Raw genomic sequence first — 20,881 nt, forward strand, 5'->3', positions numbered from 1 at the left:
TTCTAACACAACTCGCGGGCCCCACTGCCTGTTAGGTCATGACTCACCAACAAGGCATCCCCCTTTGTTGATCCGAGATGCTTCTTGCCGGGATAAATATGATACGGCTCTGGTGAATCGTGGAAGCATAAATCACGCATCATTGGGGGGAAATATGGATCATATGCGATCATTTCAGGCCAACGCTTTAACATCCACACGCCAGCTTTATCTGCTTTCATTTTCTTCTGCTTTTTTTCATCAACCCCAATTGAGACATGCCCAATATGTAATAGGGTAGCATGAGGGGTATAGAGGCAGGTCAATCCTGTTTCACGAATTCGGAAGCACAGGTCGACATCTGAATGATAAATCGGTGTATTCACGGCATCAAAGCCGCTTACCTGAATAAAGACATCACGATGAACAGCGAGAAGGGCCCCGCACAATAATGATACTTCTCTCATTGATTGCGCATAGTTGAAGTAGGCTGGGCTCTTATCTGGCAAAGTATGGAAAGCTGTCCCCACCAGTCTACGAACGCCCGTTACCATTCCCGCATGCTGTATTGTATTGTTTTCATATAAAAGTTTTGTGCCTACGGCACCAACTCCTTCAATGCGAAACGCATCAAGGATTCTCTCTATCCATTCTGGAGACTGCACTCGAACGTCATCATTATAAAAAACAAAATAGTCGCCATTTGCTGCAGCAGCTCCGACGTTACACTTATCAGAAAAATTGAACGGCTTGTCGTATGGAACAAAAACTACATTCGCCAACCATGTTCGTTGTCTAAGTTGTGCGGTCAGCGCGGAATTTGTAACTACAAGCACCTCATAGTTTTCGTATGTACTAGACAATGAAATTGAGTTAATCGCCTGAACTATCATCTCTTCATTGTCAGAAGGTATAATCAAAGATACCTTTGGATCATCCGGTCCGGTCTTCCACTGAAGTTCGTTGGCAAACTCGCCTGCAACCGCAGTCGCTTTCCAACCCCTCCTATCAGCTGCAGCCTGCAAAGCAGCAATATTGGTTTTTCGTGCAAAGGGCTTTCCTCCTCCAGCGGCAGATTCGGCAATCGCTCTCCACCCATAAAGAACTTCCGGCACATGGATGACGGACGTGTCCCTTTCCGAAACCCTTAACGCAAGATCGTAGTCTTGAGAAAAATCAAACTCGGAGCGAAATCCACCGGCGTCAAGCATAAGAGCACGTCTGTATACCGTGAGATGACCGATATACATACAGTTAATCAACAATGATGGGCTCCAGTCCGGCTTAGCGTAAACCTGAACCGGAACACCCTCTGGCGACAAAATGCACTCGTCTGAATAAAAAATCCCGGCTTCAGGATGGGCAGCTATAGCAGCAGCCATAGCCTCTAAGGCATTGTATGTCAGCTCATCATCGTGATCTAAAAGAACGACATATTCTCCCGTAGCCGCTTCCAATCCGCTTTGCGACGCCCCGGAGATGCCAAGATTTTGTTCCAGATGTTCAACAAAAATCCGATTGTCGCGTGCAAGGTACTCATCGAGAACCACGCGCACATCTGCTAGAGGTGACGCATCATTTACGATACGAAGTTCCCAGTTCGCCCAACTCTGAAAAAGTACCGTATCTAGACAACGCCGCAGAAGATGTGGTGGCGTGTTATAAACGGGCATCAATATAGAAAATCTAATATCGCCTGTTACGCTGCCTGCCCGTTCCGAGACCAAAAAACTTTGAGCGACACTGTCCACTATCTTCGCGACATGTTGTGGACGCCTCCAGCGACGAGCAATGCTATGTACTGTATTGCTCTTGAGCAACAAAGACTTCACCGGACGCGGCAAATTCGCCAAAACTCTTAAAATTAGATGTTTAATCATCATCTTTGTCTGCTTTTTCGTGCGCTCATCGCTGAGAGTGTCAGAACGAGTCTTTGCTCCATCAACTTGAGCTTTTTCTCCATAGCCATCTCGCTCCAACAAATTCGCCTCAATTTTTTGTAATGCGCTTTTCGCATTTCTTGTCACCGGAATTGGCGAACTGGAAGCAACACTAACGGCTTGCTCTGCCGGAACCCCATCAGGTGTCAATAAGAATTTCCACCTAGGATCCCGACGTTTTGCACGCCCGTCCAAAATTTCAGACATATTTCTCGAAAGCGGCCTAAAAGCCTTTGAAAATAACTTGAGAAGACCGTGTCTGAATAATCGCAAAATCGATAGGTCTGGACGTCTCCACATCTGGAAATATTCCGATTCCAGAGAGTGGATGCGCCGATTAGCAGATTCAATAATACCACGTAACTCGTCTACTTTTTCGCTTTTCAGCTCCAAATCTTCTACTAATTTATTTTTGCTGGCCAACTCGCGTAATGTGCTTCTTAATTCTGCTTTAATGAATTTTACCGACGCGTTAAGCCTCGTTTTATCAGAATTAGCTTCGCTTATAGCTGCGCTTAGTCGAGCATTGTATTCATCCGCCCGCTCAAAAGCGGCTGTCATGCTTTCAATGCGCCGAGCATCTGGCCCATATTTGTTCAATGATTGATCCGGCGCACAATCAATCATGCCTTCCAAATCCTTCACAGCTTTCTCAACAAGAGCCAACTGGCCAGCCACCACTCTAGGGCCAAGCAAATTCTCGCCTTCTCGCCCCTTCGAAACGACAACAAGAGAGTTTAAAAATCTGACCTCCTTAATTAATTGCAATGAAGGGCCGTCAAAACTTTCGCCCCAGAAATCAGCGAAATATGAAAGCATTATCTCAGCAGGCAGGCCCTGCTGCCCCCAATGCTCTCGATTCACATAATCTGCAACCCTTTTAAAAAAATTAACCGCAGAATAAGGCGCCTCAATCCCACCTTCGAAACCGCCCCAATAACTGCAATGCAAATCCTCGGCTATAAATAACCCGCCATTGGAAAGGCGTGGGAAATATCGCGCAAAACTGCGAACAATATCACTGGACATATGTGAGCCATCATCAATGATGATGTCATATTCCTCGGACAAAGCCGTTATGCTCGAATATGTATGCTGATTATTAGCGTCACCCACTATGACTTTTATGCGATCATCAGAGTACGTTAAATTCCCGCAAAGTGGATTAATATCACAGCCGACAATCAGTTTAGCGTTTGGAAAAAATTTCGCCCAAATCTCGAGAGAACCACCGTTCTGAATGCCTATTTCAAGTATTCTGACAGGAAAATTCCGAAATTTTTTCAAAAAATCGCTGTAATCTAATAAATACGAAAGCCACTTATCACTAACCTTACCTTTGTGAGATCTATACAAAGAAAGAAGATCATCTTGGATACCACCAGATTCCGTCATTAATATATCCATTTACCTTTAAGATCATTCCTCTATGTATGATAATCAAAAGATTTCCTATCTATTCTGACAAGTCCTCTTTTTAACATACTCCTGCAAAGTTGGCTATTTTTCGACACTACTGAAATATGAGACAATCTCAAGTGGCAGCAGCCATTCCATGGTATTACCTATACCTCATATTTAATTCTGAACCCGTAAGCGGGACAAATTTTCGCTCATTTCGTAAAGCCAACTTCTTTGGCGGACGGATAGTTACACGTGCCCAACTTTGCCCCGCGCCCTCGACAAAAAATAGCAAAGCCCTCTCTATCGCGTGCGCTAGAGTTCCATCAATTTGAGAATTCTCCCTAGGAAAATCCGTAAAATCCAGATTGAGATCGAGGATGCGTCGGATCGCCTCCGACCTCCCCCAAAACATAGACCCCGACGGAAACTCAAGAACGGTATTAAAGTTGATGGTCACACCAATTCTTTCCAGTAGCTCCTTCGTAATAGGGAAGTTATACCCCCAATCAATATGCTTTTTTATCTGCCGCAAATGCTCCGGATAAACAATACCGACATTGTCGGTCGAGAGAATCTCCAGATTGGCTTGCGTGATCTCCTTACTGCCAATCAAATGCGTAAACAAATGCCGCCGCCATATAGTCCCAAGTTCTTCGTTATAAGCGGATTTCTTCGAATGTATGTGTAAAAAAGCGTCATAGCGCTCATATACGTCGCGAAAACCGACGTATTTTGGAGCAATGTCGCGCCCTCTATTCGGCGTCACGCGAATTTCAAACTCCAGGAGTTCCAATCCCGAACTGGACATAACATCATTGATGTATGCCTTTTTTTCCACCGTGTCGGTCGTAATGAAGAGCCCGAAAGGAATTGGAATATTCTTAAGATACTGAATGATTTCTCCGGTCACCTCTGGATAAAAGATATGAGCTACAACTGCAACTCTATCAAAACGAATTCCATTTCCAAAATTATCATAAGGTATATAAATGGGTTGGTTTACATTATCAGGCAATGTTCTTGCCGATACAGAACCATTAGCATTTGCTTTTCCGGCCCTTTTAGAGGTATCCACAATATGTAAAGCATCGACACAAGTAGAAAACTTGTATTTTATAAACTTAAAACTATGTTTAATTAAACCCAGCGCACCCATTTTTCTCAAGACATAATGAGCGCGATGCACATAATACATTTGAACACCCCACATTCAAAAGTTTCCTATAATTTTTACATCATCAGAGCAGGTTTCTCGGGAATATACTGCAATATATCAGAAAATCCGTTACTGATAATACGTGACTTAACACCAGAAACATGAACGGATTTGTAATCAAAACGCATACACCATTATCAGTTTACAATTCTTTTTCTTTCATGAAGCCAATCTTTCGCCAGTAGTTCTATTCTTTTTTCCGCCTTTCTAATCATGGGAATATAACGGCTATTGTTAAATCCCCACAATGTCGAAGTTGCTTCTTCATCATACCCGACGAGAAATGGGAGACAAACAACAACGCGGAGGTCGTCCTGCCTTTCCAAGTAGCGATCAATAGTATTTGTAGAAGCATCCGCGTTGTTCGCGTCCCATTCCGATAGTATCACCAGTGCACTCTCATTATATATATTGAATACCATACTGGTCATTTTATCTATTGTAACATAGGTACGGGAACCCAACGTTTCCACTGAGTACACCTTAGCGCTCGAAGAAACATCCGCCATCAAACCAGAAAAAAGGTCCCAATGCGCCTCCCTGCTGTCGAGATATTGATCAACCTCGCGCAATAGATCATTAAAATCATCCGGGAGAATGATGTCATCCTCAATGACAGCTAATCTTTTTAATCCATTCGAATGAGCGTAACCTGACAATGCTTTGAAGCTACCACCGCATCCAATCCAGCCGCTGCTATGTCTGATACCGTCAAATAATTGAAACCTTTCTGGCAGCACCCGCCCAATGGTTTTGCGCCGCTCTATGGCTTCTGGCAGGGAAAGAGCAAAAAAGCTGCTTGGCTGCACAATGTAGGGCGAATTCCTGAGTATTGCGTCTATTGGGATCGCGCCCAGAGCCACAAGAAAGCGATCCAACATAAAGTTGAACCGGCTGGCACTTTTCGTAATCGCCCCCCTGACAGTTTTGCTTATCGCTTCGATATCAACCAGCATCTCGGCTGCCGCACTCATCATGCTTTCAACCGAGCCCTCATCAAAAAACCGAACAGCACCTTCGAACTCAGGATATTCGCCCTGATCCCGACTTCCTTCTGACAGAACCGGTATACCTAACGAAATACACTCACTAATACGAGGCGTTTCCAGTAGTGCACCCTCATAATAATGAATATTAATTACAGCTTTTGCCTGACGAATAATCGAATACATTTCGTCGCCAAAAATATCATTACATACTTTAACTTTGTACTTTTTCTTTAGTTGCGTAAGGAAGGAACGTCTTCTTTCGCAGCTTAAGCTATCGCCATAAAAAACGAAGTCATATCTGTGAGGCATTTCTTCGCCTATCGCACTATCTATTGCCCCTATCGGTATATAGTGTACTTTAGGGTATCTCACTCCTTTGGTCGCGAGATGTTCTATATTAACGAGAGAATAATCAATCGTCGCTACAGAATCAAAAAGTATTTTTATATAATCATCAGTGAACCACCTAGAGCTGATAGATTGCTCAAGTTGAAAGACCACTCGCTTATCAGCGGGCGGAAGCGTCTTAAACATTTGCGGACATAATACAATATAGAAAGCATAATTGAAATCATCCGGCGAGCCTGCCATGATCTCGCTGCCAATCCCATGCTTCGCCAGACGCTCTGATATCGCATTCGCAATAAAAAACGTGTGTGGAGTACAAAGAATTCCCCAAGTACGCCCTTGGTCACTCACCAAACGACGACGCAGCTTTACATGTTTATGTTCTTCTCGGTACCATTTCAGACGACGCGCCAAACCCGAAAAATCGCCGCGCGCCAGATAACGCAACGCATTAGTTAACTGTCTGAAGTGACCCTTTAGCTTTTGCATGCCGATAAACCCAGAACTGCCATGTAGAAATCCGGTTACTGTGCGTCAAAATAGCGTGACAGGACCTCATCAGGAGAGCCGTCCATCTTAATGCGGCCGTGCTCCAGCCAAATAACTCTATTGCAGTTTTTCTCCATTAATTCCCTTGAGTGGCTCGCCAGAACTAAAATTTTTGTAGATTCGACCAGATCGCGCATACGCGCGTTGGCACGTTCTTTAAAATCCTCGTCACCGGTAGAAAGCCATTCATCCATTATCAGGATTTCAGGTCGGACCGCCGTTGACGTCGCGAATGCCAATCTTAACTGCATGCCAGACGAATAAGTACGAAAGGGAACCTCCAAAAATTCTCCTAGCCCCGAAAACTCAGCAATCTGGTCAAACTTTTCAGCAATTTCTTCGGGCGGCATTCCCATCATTGCAGAACGGAGACGAATGTTCTCGCGTCCCGTCGCATCTGGATCTATTCCCAGATTAATATTGATCAATGATACGCAATTACCATTGATGACTGAACTTCCATGTGTCGGGGTATAAATGCCCGACAAGACACGAAGCAACGTGGTTTTCCCCGACCCGTTATGGCCGATCAGTCCAACCCGATCCCCATCCTTGAAAGTCATAGACACTTCGTCGAGACCACGCACAATCACCAGACGATCACTGCGCCTTTCGATTTTCCCGCCTGTAGCGATACTAAGAACTCTATTTTTAAGTGAACGGCTGATCGAATTATAGATTGGAAATTCGACAATGACATTCTTAAGTTGAATTAAACTCATTTTCTACAACCAATACGCTACGCGCCAACGATACCGCCCAAAAAATACAATTGCGACGACCCAACCGATTATCGCGCACGCGAAACCAAAGGTCCAATCAAGCAAGGATGGCGGAGAACCGAATAACGGTGCCCTGACAAGTTCGATAAAGTGATAAAATGGATTAAACTCGATGAATGCTCGGGAAACGTGATCAGGTAGAATTTTAACCATCCACATAATGGGCGTAGCATAGAACAAGACTTGTAGAATATTTGTTACCACTTGAGTCATATCCCGAAATCTAGCGCAGAGAATAGCCAGAATGAGCATCATCCAAGATAGATTCAGGCACAAGAGAATAAGACCAGGGATTGCCCACAGCGCATTAAAACTGATCATCCTGCCCAGAATAAGTAGGAGAATAGGAAAAATAACAATATTATGGGCGAATATTATTAGATTCCTCCACACCGCACGCATAACATGAGTAAAAAGCGGCATTCTAACTTGAAGAATTATCCCTTCCGAGGAGGTAAATGTTGTGCACCCTTCACTCAGACACGTTGAGATAAACCCCCAAGTAATAACACCAGCGCAAAGATATGGCAGAAACTCACGCATCTCGCTTTGAAAAAGCGTTCCAAAAATCAACCCAAGCGCGCCGATAAATACGGCCATGTTTAAGGTCAGCCAAAATGCACCTACGCGGGAACGACGATATCGTTGCGCGACATCCTGCCATCCGAAAATCAAAGCCAACCGATATTTTGATATCGCTTCCGAGATGTCACGAAGAGCGACCTTAGCTCCCTTTGTTGCCTCCGCGATTACAACCTCATGACTCACATTCTCTGGAGAAATGTCGGTACTCATGATTTGATCCGGGCCAATCTTCTATTTGTCACAACTGCCACTTTCTCGAATAATTTTTTCATCAATGCTTATAGCGTAATTGAAGAAATAGCGCTCCTAAGTCAACTCCTTGGTTACCATCGAATAAGGCTCTTTTGGGGTCTTATTCTGCATTTATCTCCATCCGGAGGGTTACGACATCGCGAAAATTATAGCGCGACAATCAGGATGAGACGCTTGCGACAATCTGGATGAGATTCTTAGGTCGCGGTCGGGATCAAATTATCATGCTGATTGCCGTTGACAAGTTCTTCTTCGTTTTCTGATTGCCGCTGCGCGACAGACAGCGTTGAGGTCCTGATTGTCGCAAACGAGGCCGGTCGGCCCCGCTGGCGTTTTTCCTCAAGCGCGGTTCTGCGGCGATAACTTTCGACATTCATCTCGAAGATCGTGGCATGGTGCACAAGCCGGTCGACTGCTGCGAGTGTCATGGCAGGATCTGGAAAGACCCGGTTCCACTCTCCGAACGGCTGGTTGGCAGTGATCAAGATCGACCGGTGCTCGTATCGTGCCGAGATCAGCTCGAATAGCACGCTTGTTTCTGCCTGGTCCTTGGTGACGTAGGCGAGGTCATCGAGGATGAGCAAGTCGTACTTGTTGAGTTTATCGATGGCAGACTCAAGCTGCAGTTCCCTGCGGGCGACCTGAAGCTTCTGCACAAGATCGGTAGTCCGGGTGAACAGGACCCGCCATCCGTTCTCGATCAGCGCAAGGCCGATAGCGGCAGCAAGATGGCTCTTTCCTCCGCCGGGCGGACCGAACATGAGGATGTTAGCTCCCTTGGCGAGCCAACTGTCGCCAGCGGTAATTGCCATGACCTGCGCCTTCGAGATCATGGGTACCGCGTCAAAGGCGAAGCTGTCCAAGGTCTTTCCGGGCGGCAGGTGCGCTTCGGCGAGATGTCGTTCAATCCTGCGATTGGCACGCTCTGCCAGCTCGTGCTCGGCAATAGCCGACAGGAAGCGAGCGGCTGGCCATCCTTCCCGGTCCGCCTGCTCGGCAAATTGCGGCCACAGCGTTTTGATGGTCGGTAGCCGAAGTTCGTTGAGCATGATGGCGAGCCGTGCTTCGTCGATAACGTGAGCGTTCTTCATGCGGCTTCTCCTGTCCCGATCAGGGCCTCATAACCGTTGAGCGATGCGAGCTGCACATGAACGGTCGGCAGCTTGGCTGGATCCGGACCGAAGAGCGTTCGCATGGCGGCCAGATCCGGTAAATCGCCCGCATCCAGGGTTCTGGCCAATTCTTTGGCAAGTTCGCGCTCGCAACCGCGGTCCTGCGCCAATGCCAGAAGCTCAACGGTGATCTTGCAAGCCTGCTTGTCGGGAAGATGCTCGATGAGGGCTTCGAAGGCCTTGCGATATTCCGGACGCGGGAAGAGTTTGTCGCGATAAACGAGGCCGCGGAGCGCCATCGGCTTCTTGCGCAGGGAATGGATGACGTGGTGGTAGTTGACGACCTGATCGTGTCGCCCGTCGGGGTGGCCGCGTCCGCGGCGCAACGTCATCAGATGCGTACCGCCGACGAAGACATCCAGCCGATCGTCGAACAGGCGAACTCGTAGCCTGTGGCCGATCAGGCGGGATGGCACGGTGTAGAAGACCTTGCGCAAGGTGAAGCCGCCCGTCCGGGACACCGTGACGACAATCTCTTCGAAGTCCGTGGTCCTGCGCTCGGGCAGCGCCTGCAGATGGGATCGCTCAGCATCGATACGCTTGCCATGGGCAGCATTGCGACGGCTGACGATCTCGTCGACAAAGGCGCGGTAAGAACCGAGATCGTCGAACTCCTTGGTCCCCCGCATCAGCAGGGCATCATGAACGGCGTTCTTGAGATGGCCATGGGAGCTTTCTATCGAGCCGTTCTCATGCGCGACGCCTTTGTTGTTGCGCGTCGGCGTCATTCTATAATGGGAGCAAAGCTGGTCGTATCGGTGCGTGAGATCGACCTTGGCATCGGCGTCGAGGTTGCGGAATGCCGCCGAAAGGCTGTCGCTTCGATGATAAAGCGGCGTACCACCCACGGACCATAGAGCATTTTGAAGTCCTTCGGCCAGCGCGACAAAGCTTTCTCCGCCGAGAATGACATGGGCATGTTCGAAGCCCGACCAGACAAGCCGGAAGTGATAGAACAGGTGATCAAGCGGCTGGCCGGCGATGGTCACACCAAGACCGCTGGCATCGGTAAAGTCCGAAAGGCCCAACCGGCCTGGCTCGTGCGTCTGGCGGAAGATAACCTCCTGCGCTTCGCCATGGACAGCACGCCACGACCGAATGCGTCGTTCAAGCGTGCGGCGGATACCTTCAGACAGTTCTGGATGTCGGCGCAGCATCTCGTTGTAGACAGCGACGGCACGGATGCCGGGTGCGGCCTTCAAGAGCGGGACGACTTCAGTCTCGAATATTGGCTCCAAGGGATCAGGGCGGCGGCGTCCACGCGGCGCTTTGCTCTGAGATGGTAGTTGCACCTCCTTGTCGAGGCGGTATGCCGTAGCTCGGCTGATCGATGCTTTTGCTGCGGCGACCTCTACGGAATGCGTTTGTCGGTACTTCATGAAGAGTCTCATCTGATGATCGGTTACATGGCAACCCGGCACAAACTGGTTCTCCAATCCAGAAAACCGCAAATGTACCGGACCGACCGCGATCTTGAGACGCCAAATTCTGCGCCACGCCGGGGTATGACTACGATCGGGCTACGCCCTCACTCCGTCACACCCCGGCGCGAGTCTCATCCTGATTGACGCTGAATCTCACCTAGATTGCCGTTATGCACGAAAATACAGCCACGCCGCTTCGGCGATGACCTCAGGCGGAAAACGATGGCGGTGATAAAGCGAGGCACGAGGTTCGATCAGGCCAACAACTGGTTCGGCTGAATGCCATGCCGTCGAGCAACGATGCTGACCGTGACGTCAGGCTCGCAGGTCTCCTGGACTATCGCAAGCTTCTCCGCTGTCGACCAGCGACGGCGGCGCTCAGGGCCGGACAGCACTTCTATCTTAGGTATGTGACTGGTCATAATGGGCACGTTACTCCTAACACTTAACAAGTGGGAGATCGTGTCCGGGGATTTAGGGGGCCACTACACATACAGACCTTAGCGTTTATAGCGTAAAATAGCGCGCCCGACACAGAAGTTCGCAATGGTGGTCACGATGACGGTCAGTGCGAATGCTAGCAGCGGCATGGACGTCATGTAGACGAGGAGATGAAGAACAAGGACGCCCAACCCGAAGATCCCGATTGTCGAAAATGCTAAGTGCGACCTAGCTTTTGCTCGTGTGCTTCCACCAATAAAAACACGGTGAGGATACACAAGAACGACGAAAATGATCCCTAGGACCCATGCGACCGCATAAGCCGCAGTAGGGTTCAAAATCGTGAGTGCCAAAATGTAGACTGCCGATGTTAGGGCTGTATTAACAACACCCGCGAACGCGAAACGCTTGGCATCGCCTGCAATACCCTCAATCAATATCGCGCTCCGCTACGTAGGACAAAAACTCATCATAATCTCGGATATAATCGGAGGGGTCGTAAGCATGTGACGCCATGACCATAAGCACCGTATCGGTATCGAACTTGTACTGAATACCCCAAACACCTGGAGCGAGAAAAAGACCAATGGTCGGATCGGCCAAGGAAACCTCGGCTCGATTGGTTCCATCGTCTACAACCACGGACAAACTCCCGTGCACGGCAACTAGAAATTGACCACAGACGCGATGAGCATGCTCACCGCGGACCTTGTTGGTTGGAACTCCGTACACGAGAAAAGACCTGCTGGGGACAAAGGGCAGGTCATTGGAAAACTCTATCGGGACAAGACTGCCTCGCGTATCCGAATAATGAGGAAGTCGCCATAGCTCGCAATTACTAATGCCTAGTCTCGCCTTCGATCCAGTCGCAGCACCGAGACTTACTGCCGCAGCGGTAGCGGCCTCCGGCTGCGCCGCAGCTTGATATCCTATAATAACAGCAGGATTACCCACAACGACGGCGTGGGCTGGGACGTTCTTCGTTACGACAGCGCCCGCCCCGACCATGGCCCCCCGCCCGATTCTTGTCCCGGGCAGGATTGTAGCATTGGCTCCAATGGAAGCTCCTGCTTCCACGAACGTAAGCAAGAATTGCGGGGGATACTCTTTAGATCTCGGAAAGCGGTCATTCGCGAAAGTTGCATTAGGACCTATGAAAACACGATCACCAATCCGCAAACCGTCCCACAATTGGACACCGCACTTTATAGTCACATCGTCGCCAACCACGACGTCATTCTCGATAAAAACACCATCGCATACGTTACAGTTCTTCCCAATTGCAGCCCCAGAGAGGACATGCGCAAAGGCCCACACACGCGTACCGTCGCCAATGGTTTCGCTCTCACAAATCGCCTTCTCGTGCACGAAAAATGTTTTACCAGTGTCCATTATTTTTTGCCCCCAACTATGCGACTAATGACACGCAATGGACGTCGCTTGGTGTTCTCAGCTATCCGCCAAATATAGCACCCAAGGATGCCTTGAACGGTGAGAATCAATGATCCTGTGAACAGAATAAGAAGAACAACGGATGAGTATCCGCCAGCTTCCACGTAACCGGTTATACGTGCAAAGAAAACGAACGCACCGAATACCAAACTAACAAAACAGCCGAAGATTCCGAGCCAGAGTGCCATCATGATTGGTAGATCCGTAAAGGACAGGATGCTGTCCATCATATACTCGAAACGCTTGGAAAAGTTCCACGCGCTCGTTCCGAGCAACCTCGGCCTGCGCACATATGGGACGAATTTGCGACGAAAGCCCACCCAGAATAATTGGGCCACTAAGGAACTGTTTGGTTCTTCGAAGGATAATACAGTATCGAGGACGAGCCGATTGCACCCAAATATATCGACGCCACCCTTAGGCATTTCGGGTAACACAAATTTTCTATAGGCATTCCAGAAGAAGGACGAAAAGAGGCGACTTGCGAAAGGATCATTTCGGCTTACTCGCTGGCCAAAAACGACGTCAGATTCATCGCTTTCAAGAAGCGAAAATATCTTCAGGATCAGTTCAGGTGGCTCTTGCAGGTCTGCTGCCATCGCAGCAACAAATTTACCGCTCGCCATCTCCATGCCGGTTCGAATAGCCGTAAAGGAGCCAAAGTTGCGGCTATGAAAGATGATTTTGCAGTTGAGATCAGTACCCTTGGCCGCCTCCGTCAACAGATGACCAGAATTGTCGGGCGACCCATCGATGACCAAGACAAACTCTAGATCGTCCAAAGCTGAATGGAGTGACAAAAGCGCCTCCATCAAAGAGGGTATATTCTCTTCATTTCGGTAGACAGGAATGACCAACGAAAAGTTTGGCATCATTTCTTCCAATCACTCAAGGTTTGAATGACGTGGCTGATCTCGGCTTCGGTCATCCCCGGAAAACAGGGAAGTGATACGATCCGTCTCGAACTTGCTGATGATACTGGAAGCCCGCCATTTGCTAGGCGCTTGGGGAGATTTAACCATCCTGGCTGATCGCAATCGAGAATGGGGTAATGCACCTCTGTTGCGATGTTTCGAGCCGAACAAAACGCGCGAAACTCGTCGCGATTCTCTGTCAGAAGGGTTGCGAGGTGCGCTACCGATCCACCACCCCCCTCGATGAATTGAAGGTCGGAAGCAGTACTTCCTTTGTATCGCTTTAAGATATACCTTCGTTCATCGTTGAGATTCTGCAGCTCGGGTAAAAGAACGTTCACGACGGCAGACTGGATTTCATCCATTCGAGAGTTTCGTCCGCCAGCATTGCAAATCTGATACTTCGCCCCCCATCCATATTGCTGGATACTCGCAATTAACTCGGCGATCTTACTATCCGAAGTCAAGATGGCACCGCCATCTCCCATAGCCCCAAGATTTTTCGTTGGATAGAAGCTGAAGGTGGCGACATCGCCCATTGAACCCGTCAATGCGCCGTTGAACGTTGCTCCATGCGATTGAGCACAATCTTCCAGAATTGTCACGTGCCCGTAGCCAGCACCGTCTAGTTTTTTTCTAAGCGATGGAATGTCGACCGTACCGCCGTACAGATGAGTAGCCACAACCACCAATGTCTTTTCGCTTAGAGCCGTCATCACGTGCTCGATATCGATCAGCTGAGTCTCGGCGACTATGTCCACATAAACCGGTGTTAAACCGTTCTGATAACACGCAGTTGAGGTGTACCCGCCGGCGTTGGCAACTGTTATCACCTCATCGCGGTCCGTGTGCAAACTGGATAACACTCCTAAGGAAAGTGCGAGTGCGTCGGTTCCATTCGCGACCAGCATGCAGTGTTGAACGCCGATGAACCGTGCAAACCGCGTTGCAAATTCCTTGCCATGCTTGCCGTTCAGCCACCAGCCCGACCTACAGGCCTGCAAAACCGCCTCTTCCAAGCCAGCTTTAAATCGGTTATACAGCCGTCCCAAATCATTGAACGGTATCTTTGGCAAGGTGTCCATTTTTCCAACCAGGTGTTCTTGTAATTGCTTGTCGTATGGATTATCGCAGAGCATATTGTCAATAATGCCTATAGTCTTAGGCATGCTAGCTCAACCTAAAAATCGTGATATTCAGAAATGCATGAGTCAAATGCTACGACAGGAAGTATTGCCCCTTACGGAACTCTAGAACGTGACCTGACAAGAGCGTGGACCGCCACGTCAGGTGCGATGGCAAAATTGTGGCTGATATTCGCAGTAATGTATTTCTTTGAGCTCGCTTCCTTTCCGCTGTCAATCGATGAAGAACTTGCAGCTTTTCGACATTTGACACCAGGTTCAGCTGCTATCTGGGCCCAGCAGGGTCGGTGGGGAGCCTATCTGTTCGAAAGGTTTATCTTTCCACAGCCTACCTTGCCATTTCTACCGGCCGCGCTTTTTGGGCTTGGCCTGGTCGTTGCGTATGTCATTTTTTTGGAGAGCGCGGGCCTTAAAATCGGGAGATTGTCGTTTTTTCAGATGGCAACTTTTGGAATTTTCTGCGGGTATCCTACGTGGGTCTTTATTATCGAGTTTTATTCCAACGCTGCGGCTGTGGGTTTTGGAGTCGCCCTTAGTTCGATTGCCATTTGGATTCTATACCAGCGATGTCACCTGTCACTTCAATGGCGAATTGCTGCTATTATCATTGCTGCCTGCGCCTCTGCTTTCGCTGTCGCAATATATCAATCACTGTTGTTCCTCGTACTTTCGTTTGGCATCGGCGTGCTCTTATTCAGAGCACTTCGTCCCGATACTCGTGAAGTGGAAACGATAAAAAACCTGTTCGCCTTGGGCGTATGTCTTCTTTTATCGTTTTGCATTTACAAAGTTCTCGACCGCGTATTCCTCTCGATTCTGGACATAGAAGCCGCATATGCAGATCAGTTTCTGCAGCTGGATGCGCTTTTAACAGATCCTGTGAAGACAGTGAAAAATGCGGTTTTACATTTGCAGGGCATTTATGGGTTTAAGGCTCATCTATATCTTACTTTAATCTGGTCCATACCCGTTATTCTATTTTTTGGAATAGCAGGCCTTGCATCGTCCGCGCGGCACTCTTCGCTGGCAAACAAAATTACGGTTCTTCTCCTAGCGTCCATGCTGATGGTCAGCCCATTCGTCATCGATCTAGTGTCAAGAGATTTGCCCACTAGGTCAGTTGTCAGCGCGCCCTTTGTGATCTGGTGCTTCGCCTATCTAGCATTACATAACAGACTGTTTTTTGTCCGATTGGCGTCCGCAATGGCTATTGCGGTCGGGATATTCCAATTTCTTGTTTTTTCGAATTCAATGTCCGCTTCGAGTCACTTCGCTGGCCTCAATGACCAGTTACTTGCTTCTCGATTGTATGACCGTATCAGTATGGCGTCACCAACATTTAGCCGGGATCGCAAATACGATCTGGTTGTTTACGGGGGCATTGAACAGAAATCCATCTATCCTGCACCGCCATGGTCGACAGTCGGTGGATCTTTTTTCGGTTGGGATGGAGGCAACCCCTCCCGAATCATTCCTTATCTCACCATTCTCGGATTCGGTCATTTACAAGCCGGAGACCTGGGTACTCAAAGCAAATATATCGATCTGATTGAAGGCCTTCCGGTGTGGCCGGCCCCAGGTTCGATTAAGATTGATGATGCGGCGGGCGTCATTATGGTTCGTCTGGGCAGAACTCCAAGCGGCAGTAACCTCGCTGCCGAAAAGCTTCGGCACAAACCTGTTCCAATTGATTCGCAAGAGCCCCCCCTATTCGCTCTCAATATCAATGGTATCCGCGTGGGAAACGGTTCGGCATCGTGGGATTCTGGTCATCTCAAACTAAACACGGGACCAGACCCTATGCTTTTTATAGATCTCACTCATCGAAAAGATGATATGGCCGCTTGCCGGACTATTCAAGTTGCAGCTCGCTTGTTTACGAGCAGGACGGATCATCTCCAAGTTTTTTACCAGACGCCATCGGACCCGAGCTACAATGAAACTCGATCCAAAACCGTAACATATAGTGGGCAGTCAGAGAGTTATGTGTTGCTGTATAGTCATAATGGATTCGGCACCGAACTGCGGGTTGATCCTGGCGACGGCAATACGAACTATGACATCGACGCAATGGAAGTGCGGTGCCTCGACTAGCGTGAGCATCCTTTCTAGCTTGAATTAACCATTTGCATTTCGGGTGTGCTAACGGCAGTGTAACGTTAGCGAAGTCGTCAAGGATCAACAACTGGATCTTCATCAGACGGTTCATGAGCCTTGGATAGCGGCCGTCCAGCCTAGCCATGGCGAGATCTTCGAAGAGACGGGGCGCGCGGACATAGAGAACGAAATGGTCATGTCGGGCAGCCTGACGCCCCAAAAAGCACAGGCCAGCCACGACTTGCCCGTGCCAGTTTTCCCTGTCACGATCAAATTCTCATGGTTCTTAAGCCATTGTCCCTGCGCCAGTGCCGTTGTCGCCCGACGGTCGAGATTACGGGCCGCATGGAAGTCGATATCTTCGACACTTGCTTCCGGAAAGCGTAGCTTTGCCGCGACCAGACGCGCCGTCAGCCGTTTATCGGCCTGCACGGCGATCTCCCGGTCGAGCATGAGGCCCAGCCACTCTTCCTTGTCCATCGCCCGGGCTTCGGGTTGGTCTGCCAGTTCTCGCTAGGCAGAAGCCATGCCCGACAGGGCGTGTGGCGGGACAATGTCTTCGTCGAGGGGCTCTGGCGGTCGATCAATATGAGGAGGTTTATCTTCACGCCTACAAGACCGTATCCGAGGCCCGCGTCGGCATCAGCCGATATCTGACCTTTTACAATAGCCGACGCCCACATTCATCCCTTGACCGGCAGACACCGGATCAGGTCTACTTCAACGCGCTGACGCCAATGATGGTGGCGGCATAATCGAGGCGGAAATCCACTTAACGAAACGCCCGAAACTGTTCAAACAAACCGAACCACTTCTCCTGCTTTGCCAAGGGCATGATATGAAGTTCGTGTTCATTGCAAAACACTGGTTGATTTGGGCGTGTCACCGCTTGCCGCCTCGAAACCGGGCTGGTTTACCGAGACGGTAGAAACGGCTGAATGTACGGGCATATCCTTCGTCCGGGTTTATGTACCAAAGTTCGGAGGTAATGCCGTTAGGAACGATACGCCCCAGACGCGGATGACCCAGGAATGTGCCGACAAGGCATACGGCGTCCCGACGATCAAAATCCCAGTTGCTGATCAATGGCGCATCCGCCAGCTCCCTGGGATCTGGATGCTCACCATTGAGCAGGCGTTCGAGATCATGAACAAGCGCCTTGAGGGTCTTGATTTCTGCTGCAAGTCTTTCCCGGTTGAACGCGCCATCGTTTGCGATAATTGCCATGAGATTTTCCTTTCATTGAATATGCGGGATCGCTCACGCCCGAACTGACGGGCGTGTTTCTGGTAAATTCGGATTGTTCATTGTTTGGAATGCCGGTCGGGGCGACCGCTCAGGCCGGACCGGGTGGGTTCGTCTCCTGAGGCCTGCTATCCACTGCGCTCACCATGGCTTGACCACTTTGCTGATCCTGTCGCTGGACAGCATCGTTGAGAATGGCGGTGACGGTTTCGCCTTCCAGAACGCCATGTTCAAGCAACGTCCCGGCAAGCGTTCTGTGCGCTGCCGCGTAACGGACAACTCCGTGACGGGCGGCGTCATAGGCTTTTTGCAGCCGTTCATTGACACGGTTGGTTACGGGATGGTTTTCATGGAGCAGTTCCCGTCGTGTCACGCCGTCGCAAAACAGCAATGGCCGCTCTCTGGCAAAGCCGTACGTCGTTTCCATTGCCAGCGCCAGGTCGGTTGCATTCGCCAGATCGCTTCCCGGTCGCATCCCGGAGCCGACAGAGACATCTCCAAGAACAAGCTCTTCCGCCGCTCTTCCCGCCAGCATCACCGCAAGATTGTCTTCGCAATCCTTTTCCAGCGGAATAAGCTTGCGACGTTCCGTTGCAAAGCCGAACCCCACCTGTTCTTCAATGCTCAGCGTCAGCGGATGGCCGACTTGCAATATATGACGGATGAGAGCATGGCCTGCCTCATGCACCGCCATGCGCCAGCGCTCTTCCGGCAGGATTGCCCGGCGATTGCCAACAATGCCCTTTTCAATATCCTTCCAGGAAAGCTGACGCTTCTTACGACGTGCTTGCTGGCGAGCCTGACGGACAATCCGCTCGATATCGGCTCCGGTCATACCCTGTGCCTTTAACGCCAGTGGACGTAAGTCGCGCGCAGTCCTGATACGTTCATTTGGTCTGGAGCCTGTCATCGCTGTGGCTCCGCCTGCCGTGTCGCCAGAACAGCATCAAGGTCGGCGCCGAGATGGTGTGCGAGAATACCGACTAACGCATTTGTGTCAGGTTTCGGTATCCGGACATGGGTTTCCAGCCGTCCTGACCGTAACAATGCCTCATCAATATCGTCGGGCCGGTTGGTTGCACCTACAATGACGATGCCTTCCTGGCTGATCGCACCATCCATCAATTCGAGCAGTTGATTGACGACAGCATTCCAGTAATCCGCATAATCGCGCGATGGATCCTGTCGTCGCCCGATGCTGTCGATCTCGTCAATAAACAGGATGACCGGAGCATGAGACGCCGCTTCTTCAAAAGCACTCTTCATGCGTAGCAACACATCACCAAGATGGCTCATCCGAAGCCATGTTGCGATAGACGTTGCAAGGACAGGAATGCACAGGCTGTTACACAGCGCCCGTGCAAAAGTGGTCTTGCCGGTGCCAGGCGGGCCAGACAGAAGCAGCCGAGTGCTGATGTCAGACCAGGCGAGCGATCCTGATGTCCACAATGCAAGGTCTTCCTTGAGCGCCAGCGCCCAATCAACCGCCTCGCCATAGCCAGACAGGTTTTCCACACATAGAGTTGGTGTTCGACGCATGGCGCTCTCTGCAGAACCGACATCACTGAAGCCAGCATCGAGCGCTTCAGGTTCAATCAATCGGCTGTCGGAAACAATCTTTCTGCCATGCCGACCGCGTTCTCCTGTCGAGAACGGGTTTTTATCATCGGCCTTATCTCTCTTTTTATCTGCCTCTTTCTGCTTTTGCTTCTGCTCCTGCACCGGATGTGCCTGCTTTCTCCCCCCCAGTTCCCATTGGGCCAGCAGATAGGCGAAGGTTTCCTGGCGTGTGCTTGCTTCCCTGAACGAGTGTCTCAGTTCCCGTAATGAATCGAGTGTGAAATCCTCTGGAAAAACGGTGTCGGCATCGTGCATCGCCACCGTATCGAGCAGCCTGTTGAGAAGTGCGCCGTCAAGCACACCGGTATCAAGGACAATATCTGCTGCTACTTTCAGTCCGGCCGGAATCTCGTATTGCATATCAACGATACCGAGAAGCCATTCGCCGCGTGAGAGTGCATCCTCTATGCTGTCTTCGTCGATCAATGCGAGTTTCTCAAATCCATCAGCATCGATAGTGTTGATAATGACATCTGCCGGACGGAGGCGGCCCCTTGTCCGCTTTAACTGCCGGATCGTTGTCGTTCCCCAATGCTCGAGGGGCCGTACCACAACGTACCCGCGATAAAGCCGCTGCTCGCTCAACATCCGAAGCAGGATATCTTCAAAGCCCTCGATATCAGTGCGTATAATGACAAGCCCGGATTGTCTGCGTGAAAACTCCATCAAGTTGTTTTGCCCGAAACTCCCCTCTTCCAGAGCCCGTGCCAGCAGATGACAGACTGCGATATCGCCAATGTCCGGCTCGACATGAAAGCAGCGCAGGAGTTTCAAAAGATATGTTCGCTCGACCGGATAACAGAGCATATCGCTCAGGAACATTGGAAATGGCAGTGAGAGGGCAAACTGATCTTGTACGCTGGAAGCACTCAGATTGAAGCTGGCACCCATATAAGCGTTCAAGACACGCAGATCATGAGCCGGATGGCCGGTCAGATGTAATACTGGTCGATCTGTATCACCCGGATCAGATGGCTGTTCCGGCATATCGAAGCGCATCGCGAAAAATCCATCGACATCGACTTCAGTGTGAGACAGAAGATCAAGCTCGCAGAAAACCTGTCGCACGTCGCGATACAAAGCATGTTTCAGGCGGGCAAGCAGATGCCGCCCAAGCCGACTTGCGCCGGGTGGTGAAGTGGTCATGAAGCGACCTCATGGATAGAAGAGTGAATTCCTAAGCATATCCCGAAAAGCGGCAACCGGGGTAATCCCCCCACCAAATAACGGGCTTCAAAAGTAGAATTTTCTCGGGCTATATGATCGAGGAGATTTTAATGAAGACGAGCAGATTCAGCGAACCACAAATCCTTGCCATCCTTCGCCA

16 protein-coding genes and 3 pseudogenes are annotated in these 20,881 nt (G+C 49.8%); 2 read left to right on the forward strand and 17 right to left on the reverse strand.

Annotated features, from left to right (window positions below):
• Positions 1-2: 2 nt before the first annotated feature.
• The 12 genes and pseudogenes from ACS5UA_RS21490 to ACS5UA_RS21545 all read right to left on the reverse strand — a co-directional run bounded on the left by ACS5UA_RS21490 (position 3) and on the right by ACS5UA_RS21545 (position 14,616).
• Positions 3-3,314: a glycosyltransferase gene (locus ACS5UA_RS21490; RefSeq protein ID WP_443101794.1), complete on the reverse strand. Its 3,312-nt coding sequence runs from the start codon at positions 3,312-3,314 to the stop codon at positions 3-5.
• Positions 3,315-3,480: 166 nt separating this feature from the next.
• Positions 3,481-4,533 carry a rhamnan synthesis F family protein gene (locus tag ACS5UA_RS21495; protein ID WP_443101795.1) on the reverse strand — a complete coding sequence of 351 codons (1,053 nt, stop codon included), beginning with the start codon at positions 4,531-4,533 and terminating at the stop codon, positions 3,481-3,483.
• Positions 4,534-4,676: 143 nt separating this feature from the next.
• Complete coding sequence (locus ACS5UA_RS21500; protein ID WP_443101796.1) at positions 4,677-6,365, reverse strand: methyltransferase type 11; 1,689 nt, start codon at positions 6,363-6,365, stop codon at positions 4,677-4,679.
• Positions 6,366-6,400: 35 nt separating this feature from the next.
• Positions 6,401-7,147 (reverse strand): ABC transporter ATP-binding protein, encoded by a 747-nt coding sequence (locus tag ACS5UA_RS21505; protein ID WP_443101797.1) that lies wholly within the window; start codon positions 7,145-7,147, stop codon positions 6,401-6,403.
• Between the two features lie 3 nt (positions 7,148-7,150).
• On the reverse strand, positions 7,151-8,002 hold the full coding sequence (locus tag ACS5UA_RS21510) for an ABC transporter permease (protein ID WP_443101798.1): 852 nt from the start codon (positions 8,000-8,002) through the stop codon (positions 7,151-7,153).
• A 239-nt stretch (positions 8,003-8,241) separates the two neighbouring features.
• Positions 8,242-9,135 (reverse strand): IS21-like element ISRel5 family helper ATPase IstB, encoded by an 894-nt coding sequence (gene istB / locus ACS5UA_RS21515; protein WP_105529095.1) that lies wholly within the window; start codon positions 9,133-9,135, stop codon positions 8,242-8,244.
• Complete coding sequence (gene istA, locus ACS5UA_RS21520) at positions 9,132-10,637, reverse strand: IS21 family transposase (RefSeq protein ID WP_443101799.1); 1,506 nt, start codon at positions 10,635-10,637, stop codon at positions 9,132-9,134. The genes istB and istA overlap by 4 nt, the downstream gene beginning before the upstream one ends.
• A 266-nt stretch (positions 10,638-10,903) precedes the next feature.
• Positions 10,904-11,062: pseudogene (locus ACS5UA_RS21525) on the reverse strand (transposase); the annotation flags it as partial.
• 78 nt (positions 11,063-11,140) lie between these two features.
• Positions 11,141-11,518 carry a GtrA family protein gene (locus ACS5UA_RS21530; RefSeq protein ID WP_443101800.1) on the reverse strand — a complete coding sequence of 126 codons (378 nt, stop codon included), beginning with the start codon at positions 11,516-11,518 and terminating at the stop codon, positions 11,141-11,143.
• On the reverse strand, positions 11,511-12,473 hold the full coding sequence (locus ACS5UA_RS21535; protein ID WP_443101801.1) for a WxcM-like domain-containing protein: 963 nt from the start codon (positions 12,471-12,473) through the stop codon (positions 11,511-11,513). Before ACS5UA_RS21535 ends, ACS5UA_RS21530 begins: the two co-directional genes overlap by 8 nt.
• Positions 12,473-13,405, reverse strand: coding sequence for a glycosyltransferase family 2 protein (locus ACS5UA_RS21540; RefSeq protein WP_443101802.1), 933 nt, complete (start codon positions 13,403-13,405; stop codon positions 12,473-12,475). Before ACS5UA_RS21540 ends, ACS5UA_RS21535 begins: the two co-directional genes overlap by 1 nt.
• Complete coding sequence (locus tag ACS5UA_RS21545; protein ID WP_443101803.1) at positions 13,405-14,616, reverse strand: DegT/DnrJ/EryC1/StrS family aminotransferase; 1,212 nt, start codon at positions 14,614-14,616, stop codon at positions 13,405-13,407. The genes ACS5UA_RS21540 and ACS5UA_RS21545 overlap by 1 nt, the downstream gene beginning before the upstream one ends.
• Positions 14,617-14,772: 156 nt before the next feature.
• Between ACS5UA_RS21545 and ACS5UA_RS21550 the strand changes: the two are divergent.
• A pseudogene (locus tag ACS5UA_RS21550) lies at positions 14,773-15,738 on the forward strand (glucosyltransferase domain-containing protein); the annotation flags it as partial.
• Positions 15,739-16,468: 730 nt separating this feature from the next.
• On the opposite strand, the gene ACS5UA_RS21555 reads toward ACS5UA_RS21550, so the two are convergent.
• A complete protein-coding gene (locus tag ACS5UA_RS21555; RefSeq protein WP_443101808.1) occupies positions 16,469-16,909 on the reverse strand; it encodes an ATP-binding protein in 441 nt (146 codons plus the stop codon).
• On the reverse strand, positions 16,798-17,169 hold the full coding sequence (locus tag ACS5UA_RS21560; protein ID WP_443101804.1) for an ATP-binding protein: 372 nt from the start codon (positions 17,167-17,169) through the stop codon (positions 16,798-16,800). The genes ACS5UA_RS21555 and ACS5UA_RS21560 overlap by 112 nt, the downstream gene beginning before the upstream one ends.
• Before the next feature lie 54 nt (positions 17,170-17,223).
• Here ACS5UA_RS21560 and ACS5UA_RS21565 point away from each other — a divergent pair.
• Positions 17,224-17,444: pseudogene (locus ACS5UA_RS21565) on the forward strand (integrase core domain-containing protein); the annotation flags it as partial.
• Between the two features lie 127 nt (positions 17,445-17,571).
• On the opposite strand, the gene ACS5UA_RS21570 reads toward ACS5UA_RS21565, so the two are convergent.
• The 3 genes from ACS5UA_RS21570 to ACS5UA_RS21580 all read right to left on the reverse strand — a co-directional run bounded on the left by ACS5UA_RS21570 (position 17,572) and on the right by ACS5UA_RS21580 (position 20,700).
• The gene (locus ACS5UA_RS21570; RefSeq protein ID WP_443101805.1) at positions 17,572-17,916 is read right to left on the reverse strand and encodes a DUF6634 family protein; all 345 of its coding nucleotides are present in this window, start codon (positions 17,914-17,916) and stop codon (positions 17,572-17,574) included.
• Between the two features lie 109 nt (positions 17,917-18,025).
• A complete protein-coding gene (locus ACS5UA_RS21575) occupies positions 18,026-18,769 on the reverse strand; it encodes an ATP-dependent Zn protease (protein WP_443101806.1) in 744 nt (247 codons plus the stop codon).
• Between the two features lie 71 nt (positions 18,770-18,840).
• The gene (locus ACS5UA_RS21580) at positions 18,841-20,700 is read right to left on the reverse strand and encodes an AAA family ATPase (protein WP_443101807.1); all 1,860 of its coding nucleotides are present in this window, start codon (positions 20,698-20,700) and stop codon (positions 18,841-18,843) included.
• Between the last annotated feature and the right edge of the window lie 181 nt (positions 20,701-20,881).

Origin of the sequence: Brucella sp. RRSP16, from assembly GCF_052246815.1 — a bacterium.
GTDB classification, from domain to species: domain Bacteria; phylum Pseudomonadota; class Alphaproteobacteria; order Rhizobiales; family Rhizobiaceae; genus Brucella; species Brucella intermedia.